12 protein-coding genes are annotated in these 15,414 nt (G+C 66.7%); all 12 read left to right on the top strand.

Annotated features, from left to right (window positions below; translation table 11 throughout):
• Positions 1 to 81 precede the first annotated feature (81 nt).
• The 12 genes from L1081_RS19140 (at position 82) to L1081_RS19085 (ending at position 15,413) form a co-directional block, all read left to right on the top strand.
• Positions 82 to 1,269 (top strand): fumarylacetoacetate hydrolase family protein, encoded by a 1,188-nt coding sequence (locus tag L1081_RS19140; protein WP_489413586.1) that lies wholly within the window; start codon positions 82 to 84, stop codon positions 1,267 to 1,269.
• 132 nt (positions 1,270 to 1,401) lie between these two features.
• Entirely contained in the window at positions 1,402 to 2,496 is a 1,095-nt protein-coding gene (gene tssA / locus L1081_RS19135; protein WP_489413585.1) for a type VI secretion system protein TssA, read from the top strand.
• An 80-nt stretch (positions 2,497 to 2,576) separates the two neighbouring features.
• Positions 2,577 to 3,149, top strand: coding sequence for a type VI secretion system contractile sheath small subunit (gene tssB, locus L1081_RS19130; protein ID WP_489413584.1), 573 nt, complete (start codon positions 2,577 to 2,579; stop codon positions 3,147 to 3,149).
• Between the two features lie 27 nt (positions 3,150 to 3,176).
• Entirely contained in the window at positions 3,177 to 4,685 is a 1,509-nt protein-coding gene (tssC, locus tag L1081_RS19125; RefSeq protein WP_319428501.1) for a type VI secretion system contractile sheath large subunit, read from the top strand.
• A 49-nt stretch (positions 4,686 to 4,734) separates the two neighbouring features.
• On the top strand, positions 4,735 to 5,217 hold the full coding sequence (locus tag L1081_RS19120; protein WP_319427133.1) for an Hcp family type VI secretion system effector: 483 nt from the start codon (positions 4,735 to 4,737) through the stop codon (positions 5,215 to 5,217).
• A 107-nt stretch (positions 5,218 to 5,324) separates the two neighbouring features.
• Positions 5,325 to 6,191 (top strand): type VI secretion system accessory protein TagJ, encoded by an 867-nt coding sequence (locus tag L1081_RS19115; protein WP_489413583.1) that lies wholly within the window; start codon positions 5,325 to 5,327, stop codon positions 6,189 to 6,191.
• Positions 6,192 to 6,220: 29 nt separating this feature from the next.
• Positions 6,221 to 6,748 carry a type VI secretion system baseplate subunit TssE gene (gene tssE / locus L1081_RS19110; RefSeq protein ID WP_012745362.1) on the top strand — a complete coding sequence of 176 codons (528 nt, stop codon included), beginning with the start codon at positions 6,221 to 6,223 and terminating at the stop codon, positions 6,746 to 6,748.
• Positions 6,749 to 8,620, top strand: a complete 1,872-nt coding sequence (tssF, locus tag L1081_RS19105) for a type VI secretion system baseplate subunit TssF (protein WP_489413582.1) — start codon at positions 6,749 to 6,751, stop codon at positions 8,618 to 8,620.
• Between the two features lie 67 nt (positions 8,621 to 8,687).
• Positions 8,688 to 9,845 (top strand): type VI secretion system baseplate subunit TssG, encoded by a 1,158-nt coding sequence (gene tssG / locus L1081_RS19100; RefSeq protein WP_489413581.1) that lies wholly within the window; start codon positions 8,688 to 8,690, stop codon positions 9,843 to 9,845.
• Positions 9,842 to 12,574 carry a type VI secretion system ATPase TssH gene (tssH, locus tag L1081_RS19095; protein ID WP_489413580.1) on the top strand — a complete coding sequence of 911 codons (2,733 nt, stop codon included), beginning with the start codon at positions 9,842 to 9,844 and terminating at the stop codon, positions 12,572 to 12,574. Before tssG ends, tssH begins: the two co-directional genes overlap by 4 nt.
• A 20-nt stretch (positions 12,575 to 12,594) precedes the next feature.
• The gene (locus L1081_RS19090) at positions 12,595 to 14,940 is read left to right on the top strand and encodes a type VI secretion system tip protein TssI/VgrG (protein ID WP_489413579.1); all 2,346 of its coding nucleotides are present in this window, start codon (positions 12,595 to 12,597) and stop codon (positions 14,938 to 14,940) included.
• A complete protein-coding gene (locus tag L1081_RS19085; protein WP_489413578.1) occupies positions 14,934 to 15,413 on the top strand; it encodes a DUF3592 domain-containing protein in 480 nt (159 codons plus the stop codon). The genes L1081_RS19090 and L1081_RS19085 overlap by 7 nt, the downstream gene beginning before the upstream one ends.
• Position 15,414: the final 1 nt, after the last annotated feature.

Genomic DNA, 15,414 nt, shown 5'->3' with positions numbered 1-15,414 from the left:
TTCCGCTTGCGCAGCGGCAGCGAGCACATTCATTCAGAATGTCCGCTCCAAGAACCCAACCCAAGTGCCTCCGGAGACAACATGCCCCTCGATCTTTCCACCGCCGCCAGCCTTCCCCGCGACGCCGAGCGCGCCACGCTCGTCGGCCGCATCTGGCAGCCCGGCGTGGGCCCCGTGCTCGTGGCGGTGCACGAGGGCGGGCTGCACGATCTCTCGCGGCTCGCGCCCACGATGAGCGACCTGCTCGAGGCGAAGGAGCCGCCCGCCGACGCGGTGCAGCGCGCACTGCGCAGCGGCCAGGCTCCGCGTGTCGCCTCGCTGGCCGAGGCCATTGGCAACAGCGACGCCACCGCGCGCGACGAAGCGAAGCCCTGGCTGCTCGCACCCTGCGACCTGCAGGCCATCAAGGCCAGCGGCGTGACCTTCGTCGAAAGCCTGCTGGAGCGCGTGATCGAAGAGCAGGCGCGCGGCGATGCCTCGCGTGCCGAGGCCACGCGCGCGGCACTCAGCGGCGTGCTGGGCGACAACCTCGCGGGCATCGTGCCGGGCTCGGCCGAGGCCGCGAAGGTCAAGGAGGTGCTGATCTCGCAGGGCGCATGGTCGCAGTATCTCGAGGTCGGCATCGGGCCCGACGCAGAGATCTTCACCAAGGCGCCGGTTCTCTCGGCCGTGGGCATGGGCGCCGACGTCGGCATCCATGCCGCCTCGGTGTGGAACAACCCCGAGCCCGAGGTCGTGCTCGCGGTCAACAGCCGCGGCGAGACGCTGGGCGCCGCGCTCGGCAACGACGTCAACCTGCGCGACTTCGAAGGCCGCAGCGCGCTGCTGCTCGGCAAGGCCAAGGACAACAACGCCTCCTGCGCGATCGGCCCGTTCATCCGCCTGTTCGATGCGCACTTCGGCATCGACGATGTGCGCCGCATCACGGTGGCGCTTGAAGTGAGGGGCCCCGAAGGCTTCACGCTCGAAGGCTCGAGCTCGCTCGCCAGGATCAGCCGCGATCCGCTCGACCTCGTCTCGCAGGCTGTCGGCGCGCACCACGACTATCCCGACGGCTTCATGTTGTTCCTGGGCACCATGTTCGCACCGACACAAGACCGTCATGGTCCTGGGCAAGGATTCACCCATGTCGTCGGCGATCGCGTGAGCATCGCCGCGCCGGAACTCGGTGCCCTCGTGAACCGCGTGGTCCATTCGGACCAGGCGCCGCGGTGGACTTTCGGGTTAAGTGCGCTGATGCGGAATCTGGCTGCGCGCGGGCTGCTGTAAGCGTTCTTTCTACGGTTTAAAGGGAGTTGTACTCCTTTGTGATTCATAGGCTGCACGTAGCAATCTGTTGCTGTTGACCGCGTCTCGCGTTCCCCTCAAGATAACCGGTCTTGAAAATGGTTAACACGGGAGATGGGGTTGCCGCCGAGCGAGATCGAACTACTGCAGTTGCCAGTTGAAGGCCCGCTTCCTTGCGGTGAAGACCTCGAATACGACCCCGATTTCATGGCGTTGCAGCAAGCGGCAACGGGAAAGCGGGAGCAGCAGTTCGGCTCGACCATCATTCCGGCCGAGCCGCCCGACTGGGCCCGTGTCGAGCGCATTGCCAAGCAGCTGTGCCAGCGCACGCTCGACGTACGCGTGCTGGTTCTGCTGACGCTGGCATGGACCGAGAGCCGGGGCCTGCCGGGCTACGTCGATGGCTTGCGCGTGGTGGACGGCATCCTGCAAAAGTTCTGGAACGACGTGCATCCGCGCGTCGTCGATGGCGATTTCGAAGACCCGCTGCCGCGCATGAATGCGCTGGCTGCATTGGCCGAAGCCGAAGGACTCGGACGCAGCGTGCGCGATGCGCGCCTGCTCGAGGATGCCGGCGCGTCGATGAGCCTGCGGCAGGTCGAGGCCCTGCTCGACTCGAGCAAGGCCGACCAGATCGATTACCCCGGCGGCATCGGCCGGCTGCGGGAGGTGGCGCGCCGCGCACAGGAGAAGGCAGCGCCCGCGGTGATGGCATTGCATGCGGCGCTGGAGCTGCTGCGGCGCATTCGGGAGACTTCGGAGCGGGCCTTGGGACAGAGCTGGGCGCCCGATTTTTCCCGGCTCGAACGCTCGCTTCGCACCGTGGTTCAGCTGCTGCCGGAGCAGGCCCAGCCGGAGCCGGCCGAGGTACCGCAGGCGGCCGCGCAAGGCAATGGATCGGCACCGGCCGCTCCTTCGGCGCAGGGCGCTGCGGCCTTGGGCAATGGCGCTTCCGGCGTGCGGGCGGCAAGCATTAAAGATATTGAAATATCGACTCGTGATGATGTGCAGGTCCTGTTGGAAAAGGCGTGCCGGTACATGGAACGTACCGAGCCCAGCCATCCGGCACCCATGCTCATCCGCAGAGCGCAAAGGCTGCTGGACCTCAACTTTTTCCAGATCATCGAAGAACTCGTTCCCGAGGGCCTGCAGAAGATAGAAAGCCTGGCCGGCCGCTCGCTGAGCGGCGGCGGGGCCGCGGCGGAATGAGCGGCCGGCGCAAGCGCCCGGAAACAGGCCGCCGGGACTCGACCCATACGAATACGCATTGAGATTCAAGAGGAAGCTTTATGGCAGACAACCGTGTCAGAAACAGTGGTCAGAAGTTCATCGCGCGCAACCGGGCACCCCGCGTGCAGATCGAGTACGACGTCGAGATCTACGGCAGCGAGCGCAAGATCCAGCTGCCCTTCGTGATGGGCGTGATCGCCGATCTCGCGGGCAAGCAGGTCGACCCGATGCCCGACCTCGCGGACCGCGACTTCATGGCGGTGGACATCGACAACTTCGACGACCGCATGAAGTCGATCAAGCCGCGCGTGGCCTTCCAGGTGCCCAACACCCTCACGGGCGAAGGACAGATGAACGTCGACATCACCTTCGACAGCATGGACGACTTCTCGCCCGCGCGCATCGCCCGCCAGGTGGGCGCGCTGCAGCATCTGCTCGAAGCGCGCACCGAGCTTTCCAACCTGCTGTCCTACATGGACGGCAAGAACGGCGCCGAGCAGCTGATCGCCCAGGCGCTGCAGAACCCGGAGCTGCTCAAGTCGCTCGCATCCGCACCCAATCCCGCCGTTGCCAAGGCGATCGAGGCCGCGAACGAAAAGTCGGGCAACCCCGGCACCACACCTTCCGAGTAAGCCGAGTAAGCCGACAGGATCTCCATCATGAGCACCGCACCCAAACAGACAGCGCGCGGACAGGCCGCCACCATCGAAGCGCTCGAGCCGAACGAGTTCTCCGACCTCCTGCAGCGCGAATTCAAGCCCAAGACCGACCAGGCGCGCGAGGCGGTGCAAAGCGCCGTCAAGACGCTTGCGGTGCAGGCGCTTGAAAGCACCGTCACCATCTCGAACGACGCCTACCGCACCGTGCAGGCGATCATCACCGAGATCGACCGCAAGCTCTCCGAGCAGATCAACCAGATCCTCCACCACGAAGACTTCCAGCAGCTCGAAGGCGCATGGCGCGGCCTGCACTACCTGGTCAACAACACCGAGACCGACGAGCAGCTCAAGATCCGCGTGATGTGCGCCTCCAAGCGCGAAGTGGCGCGCTCGCTCAAGCGCCACAAAGGCATCGGCTGGGACCAGAGCCCGCTGTTCAAGAAGATCTACGAACACGAGTACGGCCAGTTCGGCGGCGAGCCCTTCGGTGCGCTGATCGGTGACTTCCATTTCGACCACAGCCCGCCCGATGTCGAGATGCTCGGCGAAATGGCCAAGATCGCCGCGGCCGCGCACTGCCCCTTCATTGCCGGCGCATCGCCCACGGTGATGCAGATGGATTCGTGGCAGGAACTGTCGAACCCGCGCGACCTCACCAAGATCTTCCAGAACACCGAGCACACCGCATGGCGGTCGCTGCGCGAGTCGGAGGACGCACGCTACATCGGCTTGGCCATGCCGCGCTTCCTGGCGCGCCTGCCCTACGGCGCGCGCACCAATCCGGTCGACGAGTTCGAGTTCGAGGAAGAAACCGACTCGGCCCTGCACAACCGCTACACCTGGGCCAACTCGGCCTACGCGATGGGCGTGAACATCAATCGCTCGTTCAAGCAGTACGGCTGGTGCACGTCGATCCGCGGCGTGGAGTCGGGCGGTGCGGTTGAGAACCTGCCCACCCACACCTTCCCGACGGACGATGGCGGCGTGGACATGAAGTGCCCGACCGAGATCGCCATCAGCGACCGGCGCGAGGCCGAACTCGCCAAGAACGGCTTCATGCCGCTGGTGCACCGCAAGAACTCCGATTTCGCGGCCTTCATCGGCGCGCAGTCGCTGCAGCAGCCGGCCGAGTACTACGACGCCGATGCCACGGCCAATGCCAACCTGGCCGCGCGCCTGCCGTACCTGTTCGCGTGCTGCCGCTTCGCGCACTACCTGAAGTGCATCGTGCGCGACAAGATCGGTTCGTTCCGCGAGCGCGAGGACATGGAGCGCTGGCTCAACGACTGGATCATGAACTACGTGGACGGCAGCCCGGGCACGTCGTCCCAGGACACGAAGGCAATGAAGCCGCTGGCGGCGGCCGAAGTCCAGGTGGAAGCCATCGAGGACAACCCCGGCTACTACGCCGCCAAGTTTTTTCTCCGGCCGCACTATCAGCTCGAAGGGCTGACGGTGTCACTGCGGCTGGTTTCGAAGCTGCCATCCAACAAGAAGGACAGCAGCTAGTTCAACGGTGTCCCGCAATCGGGCATATATATAACTCTGGGGGTTAATCATGGCAGTAGACATGTTCATGCGCGTCGAGGGCGCGAACGGCGAATCCAAGGACTCGAACCACAAGGACTGGACGGATATCAAGTCGTTCGCATGGGGAGCGACGCAGCCTGGCAACATGGTCAGTGGCGGCGGGGGCGGTGTGGGCAAGGCGAGCTTCAATGACCTGCAGGTGCTCGCGCGCATCGACAAGGCGGCGCCGTCGGTGATGAAGAACTGCGCGAGCGGCAAGCACCTGAGCAAGGTGGAAGTGTCGGTGTGCAAGGCCGGGGGCTCGCAGATCGAATACACGCGCGTGACGCTGGAAGAAGTGCTGGTCACCTCGGTGCAGTACACGGCCGAGCAGGGCGGCGATGCGGTGCTGGTGCAGTTCGCGTTCCAGGCGGCCAAGGTGAAGCAGCAGTACTGGGAGCAGACCGACAAGGGCGGCAAGGGCGCCGAGACCGTGCTGGCCTGGAACATCAAGGAAAACCGGGAATCCTGATTTCCCCTTTTGCTTGTTCCCGACCGGCCCGCGCATGCCGCGGGCCGGTCGCCTGCAGATAGTTGTCGACGGCCTCCAGGCCGTGCGCGAGTCAATGAGGAAGTTTCATGGGCGATGGGTTTGCAGTGCTGGGCGAGCGCTCCGTGGCCGAACACACCGAATGGGTACAGCGGCAGATCCGCGCGAGTCCACAGAATGCCAGCCTGCGGCTTGCCCTGTGCCACTTTCTTGCGCTGCGGGGCGACTGGCAGCGGGCTGAAGACCAGCTCAAGCTGGCCGCGAAGATCGATCCTTCCTTCGCTCCCGCCAGTGCCACCTGCGCAATGGCGCTGGCCGCCGAGCGGCATCGAACCGAATTCTGGAACGGCGGCCGTGCGCCGGCCGTCATTGCCGGCCAGGCCGACTGGGTCGCGGGGCTGATTGCCGCCGCGGGTCTGTCGGCCGAACGTGCCGCCGAAGCGGCCGACCTGCGCGAAGCCGCGCGGCAGGATGCACCCGCATTGCAGGGCACGCTGAGCTGCGTCGACCGGTCGGATTCCCGCGCCGTGCAGGCTATCGACGGCGAGCCGGTGCAAAGCAATGAGTTCGCCTGGCTTTGCGACGGCGACGCGCGCATTGGCGCCGTGCTCGAGCTCCTCACGCCTTCGGGCTATGCGTGGCTGCCGCTGCCGGCAGTGCGCCGCCTCAAGTTCTCCCGTCCGCAGCACCTGGTCGACCTGCTCTGGGCACCGGCCGAGATCGAGTTGCATGACGGACGCGGACTCAACGGCCTGGTGCCGGTGCGCTATCCCGGCGCGCTTGACGCGCTGGACGACGAAACAACCCTGGGCCGCCGCACCGACTGGCTGCCGCTGGCCGGCGAAGACCAGTACGCCGGCGTCGGCCAGCGCACGCTGATCAGCGAAGCCGGCGACCATTCGCTGCTCGATATCCGGCTTGTCGAGTTCGCGCCTGCCGAGAGTGCCGCGCAGTGAGTTCCGTCCTGCCAGCCAGCCGTCCGGCGATGGAGGCCGATGGCGACCAGCAAGAAAGCGTTGCACGCGACCGCCTGCAGCCGGTGCTGCTCGACCGCCTGACCGACAAGCAGCCGCAAAGCCGCCAGGAGCGCGCGGGTGCGTTCCTCATGAGCGGCAAGCTGCTGCGCGACTCGGTGCTGCGCGACCTGCAGTGGCTGCTCAACACCACCAATTTCGGCGCGGACCACACCATCAACGCCATGCCGCGCGCGCGGCGCTCGGTCGTGAACTACGGCGTGCGCGGCTGGGCCGGCGGACGCATGTCGGAGGTCGACTTCGCGGACGTCGAGGCCGCCATCCGCGCCGCGATCATCGACTTCGAGCCGCGCATCATGAAAGACAGCATCGACGTGCGCTGCGTCACCGATGCCACCGACCTGGAGCACCACAACCTGCTCGCGCTCGAGATCCGCGGCACCTTGTGGTCGGTGCCCTACCCGATCGAATTCATCCTGCGCTCCGAGCTCGACCTCGAGAGCGGCCACATGGTCCTGCGTCCGACCGGGGGGCTCTGAATGGACGCGAGGCTGCTGGATTACTACAACCGCGAGCTCACCTACATGCACGAGCTCGGTGCCGAGTTCGCGCAGCGCTACCCGAAGATCGCCGGGCGGCTGGGCATGCGCGGCATCGAGGTCAGCGACCCCTACGTGGAGCGCCTGCTCGAGGGCTTCAGCTTTCTCACGGCGCGCATCCAGCTCAAGATGGATGCGGAGTTTCCGCGCTTCTCGCAGCGGCTGCTCGAGGTGGTGTACCCCAACTTCCTCGCGCCGCTGCCGGCCATGGCCGTGGTGCAGATCGACGGCAACCTCAACGAGGGCTCGCTGAAAGCCGGCTACGAGCTGCCGCGCCACACGATCATGCGCGGACGCATGATCAAGGGCGAGCAGACGGCCTGCGAATTCAGGACCGGCCATGAGGTCACGCTGTGGCCCATCAGGATCGCGGATGCGAGCATCGGCCCCGTGCCTGCGGAAATCGCGCACGCGATGCCCGCGGTGGCCCAGCGGGCCAAGAGCGCGATCACCATCAAGCTCGAAGCGGTGGGCGGCACCACCTTTGCCGAGCTGCCGATCGACCGGCTCGAGTTCTTTCTTTCGGGCGCGGAGCTGCATGCGCTGCGCGTGCTCGAGCTTGCGGTGCACCACAGCATCGGCACCGTATGCCGCAGCAGCCCGGGCAGCAAGGCGCGCATCGTTCCGCTCGGCGACGAAGCCATTCGCCACGAGGGCTTCGATCCCGAGCAGGCGCTGCTGCCTTATGACGCGCGCTCGTTCCAGGGCTACCGGCTGCTGCACGAGTACTTCGCCTTTCCCGACCGCTACCTGTTCTTCAGCGTGAAGAACCTGCGCGCGGCGGCCTCCGCCATGGGCGGCACCACGATGGAAATCGTGATCCTGCTCGACCGCGCCGATGGCGACCTGGAGCGGGTCGTCGACGCCAAGCACTTCTCGCTGTTCTGCACGCCAATCATCAACCTGGTGCCGCGCCGCAGCGACCGTATTCCGGTGGGCCCCGGGCAGCACGAGCATCATGCAGTGATCGATCGCACGCGTCCGCGCGACTTCGAGATCTTCACGGTGGAGCGCGTCACGGGCCACATGGCGAGCGGCTCGGAAGAGCGCGAATTCAGGCCCTTCCTGGGCTCGTTCGCCGCCGACGACGGCGACTTCGGCGCGTACTTCTCGCTGCGCCGCGAGCCGCGCCTGGTGTCCGACCGCGCACGCGCGCAGGGCACGCGCACCAGCTACACCGGCAGCGAGGTGTACGTGTCGCTGGTCGACCAGCACGACGCGCCCTTTCCGCACAGCCTGCGGCACATCACGATCGACGCGCTGTGCACCAACCGCGACCTGCCGCTGCTGCTGCCGACCGGGCTGGAGTCGGACTTCTCGCTGCGCGTGTCGGCGCCGGTGCGCGGCATCCGCATCCTGCGCGGGCCGTCGCGGCCCTATCCCGCGCTGGCGGAAGGTGCGCTCACCTGGCGCCTGATCAGCCACCTGGGCCTCAACTACCTGAGCCTGACCGACGTCGACGCCACGCAGGGCGCGGCCGCACTGCGCGAGATGCTCGACCTCTACGGCAACCTGGCCGACCCCGCGGTGCGCCGCCAGATCCAGGGCGTGCGCTCGATGGCGCTGGCGCCGGTGTTCCGCCGCCTGCCCGAGCCGGGGCCGATCGTCTTCGGGCGCGGGGTGGAAATCGCGCTGAAGATCGACGAGGTGGCCTTCTCGGGCGCGAGCCCTTATCTCTTCGGCGCCGTGCTCGAACAGTTCTTCAGCCGGCACGTGTCGCTCAACGCGTTCACCGAGTTCGCGCTCTCCAGTCTGCAGCGCGGCGAGATCGCGCGCTGGACGCCGCGCATCGGACGCCGTCCCGCCGTATGAGCATGAGCACCCGCCCGGCCGCTCCGAAGGGGGCTCGCACCGCAGCGCGTAGCGCGGAGGTTGCCTTATGAACACGGCCGACCTCACCGACGATTCGCAGCAGGTGCCGCTGGCTGCGATCGAACATGCCGCGCCCGAGGATGCCAAGGCACGCGCGCGCCGCGGCGCGGCCGAAGCCGATCCGGTCCTGTGGGCCGGCCTGGTCGACCAGCCTTTCGAGCACGACCTGTTCATGCTGCTGCGCCGCCTCGATGCGCACGGCAGCCATCCGCTGCTGGGCCGCGCCCCGCGCCCGCTCGACGAGCCGCTGCGCCTGGGCCAGGAGCCGTCGATGGCTTTTGCGCCGTCGAACGTCTCGGGCGTCGATGTCGATGGCGACGGCCCGCCGCGCATCTCGATCTACGGCTTCGGCCTGTTCGGCCCCAACGGGCCGCTGCCGCTGCACCTGACCGAGTACGCGCGCGAACGCAAGCGCCACCACAGCGACAACACGCTCAGTGCCTTCGCCGACCTGTTCCACCATCGGCTCATCCTGCTGTTCTACCGTGCCTGGGCCGATGCGCAGTCGGTCAACAGCCTGGACCGCCCCGACGGCCACCGCTTCGTCGACTACGTGGCGAGCCTCATGAACATGGGGCAGCCGGGGCTCAAGGAGCGCGACCGCATCGCCGACCACGCGCGCACCTTCATGGCCGGGCACCTCGTGCGCCAGACGCGCAACCCCGAGGGCCTGATCCAGATCCTGCGGCTGTACTTCGATGTGCCCGTGCGCGTCGAGGAGTTCGTGAGCGGCTGGGTGATGCTCGACGATCGGGAGGTCAGCCGCATCGGCACTTCCGGGCGCAACCAGAAACTGGGTGCCGGCGCCACCATCGGGCTGGCGGTGCGCGATGCGCAGGGCAAGTTCCGGCTCGAGCTCGGGCCGCTCTCGCAAAGCGAGTTCCGCGACTTCCTGCCGGGCAGCAGGCGCCTGCAGCAGGTGGTCGACTGGGTGCGCCAGTACGTGGGCATCGAGTTCGCCTGGGAGCTGCGGCTCGTGCTCAAGAAGCAGGAAGCCCTCGGCATGCAACTGGGCAGCGACCAGCGCCTGGGCTGGGGCAGCTGGCTCGGCACGCGCCTCTCGCCCACCGATGCCGGCGACATGCTGTTCCAGCCCGAAGCCCTGTATTCCCGTTCCGCATCGGCTGCTTCCACGGCGGCCGAAGCTTCTTCCATGGCCTTATGACCGATATCCGCCGCGTCTCCCTTTTCTCCAAACTCAACCCGATGCTCTACAAGGCATTGGAGACCGCCACTGCCTTTGCCAAGCTGCGCGGAAATGCCTACGTGGAACTGGTGCACTGGCTGCACCAGATACTGCAACTGCAGGACAGCGACCTGCTGCGCATCGTCAAGCGCGCGGGCCTCAACCTCGATGCAGTCGAGCAGGACCTCGTGCGTGCGCTCGACCGCCTGCCGCATGGCGCCACTTCGATCAGCGACATCTCCGAGCACGTCGACAACGCCGTCGAGCGCGCCTGGGTCTATGCGAGCCTGCGCTTCGAGGCCACATCGATCCGCGGTGCCTACCTGCTCGCGGGCATCGTCAAGACGCCGGGGCTGCGCCAGGTGCTCTCGGGCATCTCGCGCGAGTTCGACAAGATCGTGCCCGACGTTCTGATCGCCCAGCTTCCCGCATGGACCGAGGGCTCGCCCGAGGACGACTTCGATGCTGCGGTCGCGCCGGGGCAAGCCGCCGCGGCGGTGTCCCACCAGGGCGATGGCGCTGCCGCGGGCGGCTCTGCGCTCGCCAAGTACGCGAGCGACCTCACGGCCAAGGCGCGTGCGGGCGAGCTCGATCCGGTCTACGGCCGCGACGACGAGATCCGCCAGATCATCGACATCCTGATGCGCCGGCGGCAGAACAATCCGCTGCTCACGGGCGAAGCGGGCGTGGGCAAGACGGCGGTGGTCGAAGGGCTGGCCTCGCGGCTCGCGGCGGGCGATGTGCCGCCCTCGCTCAAGGACGTGTCGCTGTGGGTGCTCGACCCCACGCTGCTGCAGGCCGGCGCGGGCGTGAAGGGCGAGTTCGAGCAGCGGCTGCGCCAGGTGATCGACGAGGTCGAGAAAAGCCCAAGGCCGATCGTGCTGTTCGTCGACGAGGTGCACACGCTGGTCGGCGCGGGCGGCACGGCCGGCACCGGCGATGCGGCCAACCTGCTGAAGCCGGCGCTCGCGCGCGGGCGGCTGCGCACCATCGGCGCCACCACCTGGTCCGAGTACAAGAAGTACATCGAGAAGGATCCGGCGCTCACGCGGCGCTTCCAGACCATCCAGGTGCACGAGCCCACCGAGTCCAAGGCCGTGGTCATGCTGCGCGGCATTTCGGCCGAGCTCGAGAAGCACCACGGCGTGCTCATCCTGGACGCCGCGCTCGAAGCGGCCGTGAGCCTGTCGCACCGCTACATTCCCGCGCGCCAGCTGCCCGACAAGGCCGTGAGCCTGCTCGACACGGCCTGCGCGCGCGTGGCCTTGAGCCAGCATGCGCTGCCCGCCGCGATCGAAGACCTGCAGCGCCGCATCGAGGTGCTGGGCATCGAGTCGGGCATTGCGGGGCGCGAGGCCGCGATCGGCGTCGGCGAGCACCAGCGCGTGGAAGACATCGCGGCGCAGGTGGCTGTGGCACAGGCCGAGCTCGACCTGCTCGAGCAGCGGCGTGCGGAAGAAAGCGTGCTCGTCGAACGCATCGTGGCGCTGCGCAAGCTGCTCTCGCCCGATGCGGTGCCGGTGCGGGCCGAGGCGCAGACGGATGACGAGGCCGAGGAGGGCGGCGATGCCGAGGCACCGGCCGACGCCGCTCCGTCAGAGCCCGAGCGAACGCCCGAAGAGATTCGCGCCGAACTCGACCAGGCGCAGGACAAGCTCGTCCAGCTGCAGGGCGAATCGCCGCTCATCCTGGCGGCAGTCGATGCGCAGGCCATTGCCACCGTGGTGGCCGACTGGACCGGCATTCCGATCGGCCGCATGGTGCGCGACGACGCGCAGTCGGTGCTGCGCCTCGGCGAGATCCTCTCGGCCCGCGTGGTGGCCCAGCCCGATGCACTGGAGACCATCTCGCGGCGCATCCGCACCGCGCGCGCTCGGCTGGACAATCCGAACAAGCCGGTGGGCGTGTTCCTGCTGTGCGGCCCCTCGGGCGTGGGCAAGACCGAGACCGCGCTCGCGCTGTCGGAGGCGCTCTACGGCGGCGAGCAGAACCTCGTCACCATCAACATGAGCGAGTTCCAGGAGTCGCACACCGTCTCCACGCTCAAGGGCGCGCCGCCCGGCTACGTGGGCTACGGCGAAGGCGGCGTGCTCACCGAGGCCGTGCGCCGCCGGCCCTACAGCGTGGTGCTGCTCGACGAGATCGAGAAGGCCCACCCCGACGTGCACGAGATCTTCTTCCAGGTGTTCGACAAGGGCTGGATGGAAGACGGCGAGGGCCGCCACATCGATTTCCGCAACACCGTGATCATCATGACTTCCAACGTCGGCACCGACCTGGTCATGCAGCTGTGCGAAGACCCGACCCTGCGCCCCGACCCCGAGCCGCTCGCAGCCGCGCTGCGCGAACCGCTGCTCAAGGTGTTCGCGCCGGCGCTGCTCGGGCGGCTGGTCGTGGTGCCATATTACCCATTGCAAGCCGATGCATTGCATCGCATCATTCGCCTCCAGCTCGACCGCATTGCCACCCGCCTCGATGCGAACCATGGCATTGCGCTGGACTACGACGACAGCGCCGTCGAACTGGTGGCGCGCCGTTGCACCGCCATCGAGTCGGGCGGACGGATGATCGATGCAATCCTCACGCACACCATCCTTCCGAGATTGAGCGAGGAAGTCATCGGCGCCACGGTCAGTGCGCGCAAGCTCGCCGGCGTGCGGCTTGGCGCGGCGAACGACGATTTCCACTACGAATTTTCTGAACGCTGAGCGAAGAAAGGGAGTAAGCCATGCCCAACCGAGTCGTCAAGGCCCACACGCCGCTGGGAGAGGAGCAGCTCCTCTTTCGCTCGATGCACGGCACCGAGGGGTTGTCGCAGCTGTTCGAGTTCGAGGTGGACCTGCTGAGCCCGAACACATCCATCGACATGAAGGCTGTGCTGGGCAAGCCGCTGGCGCTCGAAATCCAGACCGCCGGGGCGCCCCGCTTCCTGAACGGACAGGTCGTGCGCTTCTCGATGATAGGACGCGAGGGCGGGACCTCCCGCTACACCATCTACAGGGCCACCGTCAGGCCCTGGCTCTGGTATCTCACGCGGTCGAGCGACAACAAGATCTTTCAGAACAAGACGGTTGTCGAGATCCTCGAGGAAGTGTTCGGCGACTACAACTTTGCCTTCGAGAAGAAGCTCAGTGCCTCGTACCGGCAGTGGGAACACTGCGTGCAATACAACGAGACGGACTTTGCCTTCGTGAGCCGGCTCATGGAACTGGAGGGCATCTACTACTACTTCAAGCACGAGAAAAACCAGCATACGCTGGTGCTCGCAGACGACGTCGGCGCGCATGCCCCGGTGCCCGACTACGAAACCATCAACTACTTCGCAGCCGATCGCGAGCTGACCGAGGACATGGAGGTCATCGACCACTGGGAGGTTGTCGAGGAGATCCGTTCCGGCGGCTACGTGATCGACGATTTCGACTTTTCCAAGCCCAAGGCCGACCTGAGCAACGTGCGCAGCCAGCCGCTGTCGAACGATCACGCGGACTACGAAATGTACGAGTGGCTTGGCGACTACACCGACCCCGGTCAAGGCGAGCATTACGCACGCGTGCGCCTCGAGGAAGCCCAATCGATGGCGCAGCGCAGTTCGGGCCACGCCACGGTGCGGGGCCTGGCGCCGGGCTATCGATTCACCATGCAGAACTCTCCGCGGGGAGACGACAACCAGGAATACCTGACGGTGGCCGTTTCCTATGCGTTGCGTGAGGGCGGCTACGCGACCGGCGCTGCCGATGGCAGCTATGGGTTCAGCTTCGTGGTCCAGCCCGCGTCGGTGCCGTTTCGGCCCGCGCGCACCACGCCCATGCCGCGCACCAGCGGCCCGCAAACGGCCACGGTCGTCGGTCCGGCAGGCGAGGAAATCTGGACCGACCAGTACGGGCGGGTCAAGGTGCAGTTCCATTGGGACCGCTATGGACAGCGCAATGAAAACAGCTCGCGCTTCGTGCGCGTGTCGCATGTCATTGCGGGCGACGGCTTCGGCGCCGTCTTCACGCCGCGCATCGGCCAGGAGGTAGTCGTCGACTTCATCTCGGGGCGTCCCGACCGGCCGATCATCGTCGGACGCGTCTACAACGCCGACCAGATGCCGCCCTTCAGCCTGCCGGGCGAGGCGAGCAAGAGCGGCTTCGTGACCCGTTCGACACCGGGGGGATCGCCCGCCACCGCCAACTCCCTGGTCTTCGAGGACAAGATGGGATCGGAGTTCGTGGCCCTGCATGCCGAGCGCGAACTGAACGTCTCGGTCGAAGCCGACGAGACGCACGACACGGGCGGATCGAGGACCACGGTCATCGAAGGCCCCGACATCCTGACCGACAACACCTTGCGCGACACCACCGTCAACGGGCCCGATACCCTGCTGGTCAACGGGCCCCAGACCGTCACCATCAACGGCCCCGAGACCTTCACGGTGAACGGCATCGAGACCACGACGATCAACGGCCCGCGCTTCGACACCGTGACGGGCGGCGAGGTCAACACCGTGCTGGTCCAGCGCACCACGACCGTCGCGGGCCCCGACACGCTCACTGTCAATGGCGGACCACGCACCGAGAACATCCATGGAGCCCAGACAACGACGGTGGACAACCACTATAAGGAAACCTCGGGCAGCAAGGAGGTGATCGTGAAGGGGGTCGAGACCTATACGGTTGCCGCCGGCAGCACGCGGACCGTCACGGGCACCGAGCAGATCGAGGCCACCGATCAGCTGAACCTGTTCTCCCAGGGCAGCACCGAGATCAGGGCCACCAACGACATCAACATCAACGCCAAGAAGGTCACCATCAAGGGAACGGACGAGATCGTGCAGGACACGCCGAAGCTCACGCGCCTGGGCGCGAGCTTCTTCGACTTCAGGAGCTCGGTCTATGCGTTCCAGTGGTTCAGTGGCTCGACGAGCGCGGTCGCGATGTTCAACAACGGCGTGACGATGTCGAACGCGCTGGTCAAGATCGACTACTGCGCACTCAACCTCAAGAACATCCCGATCAAGATGGAGTTCTGCGACTACCTGTCGTATTGGACCGGTCTTGCCATGGAGGGTGCCGGCCTGAAGGTCGAATGGTAGCTGCGACCGCGATGCCGTCGTTCGCGCGCTACCTGGTTGCGCTGCTGCTGCTCGGCGGCGGCGCGCTCCTCTGGTATCTGGCGGAGACGCGACACAGCGAGCTCCTCTTCGTGCTGGGAGCGTTCGCGCTGTGCTTCGGTTTCGTGGCCATGGCCTTCGGCGGCATGATCTCCGGAGTGATCGCCTCGGTGCGCGCCACGCGCTTCGAAGGCATCCGCGCGACGGGTCGGGTCGTGTCGTCGCGCTCGACGGGCGTCTTCGTCAACAACCATCCGATGCTGAGCATCACCATTGCCTTCGAGACGCGGGAGGGTGTGCGGCACGAGTCCGTCGCGCGCTGCGTGGTGCCGCTGCACCAGCTCTCCAGGGTCGAGCCCGGGCGCGACGTGGTGCTCAAGTACAACCCCGCCGACATCGCGCAGATCGCCCTGCTCGAAGTCGTCAAGCCCGAGGCGCGCACCCCGGCTCCCTGAT

The sequence above is a fragment of the Variovorax sp. MSC1_012 genome, assembly GCF_023667525.1.
GTDB classification, from domain to species: Bacteria; Pseudomonadota; Gammaproteobacteria; order Burkholderiales; family Burkholderiaceae_C; genus Variovorax; species Variovorax beijingensis_B.
Note: the sequence above shows the minus strand (reverse complement) of the source record. Positions and strands in the feature narration are given on the sequence as shown.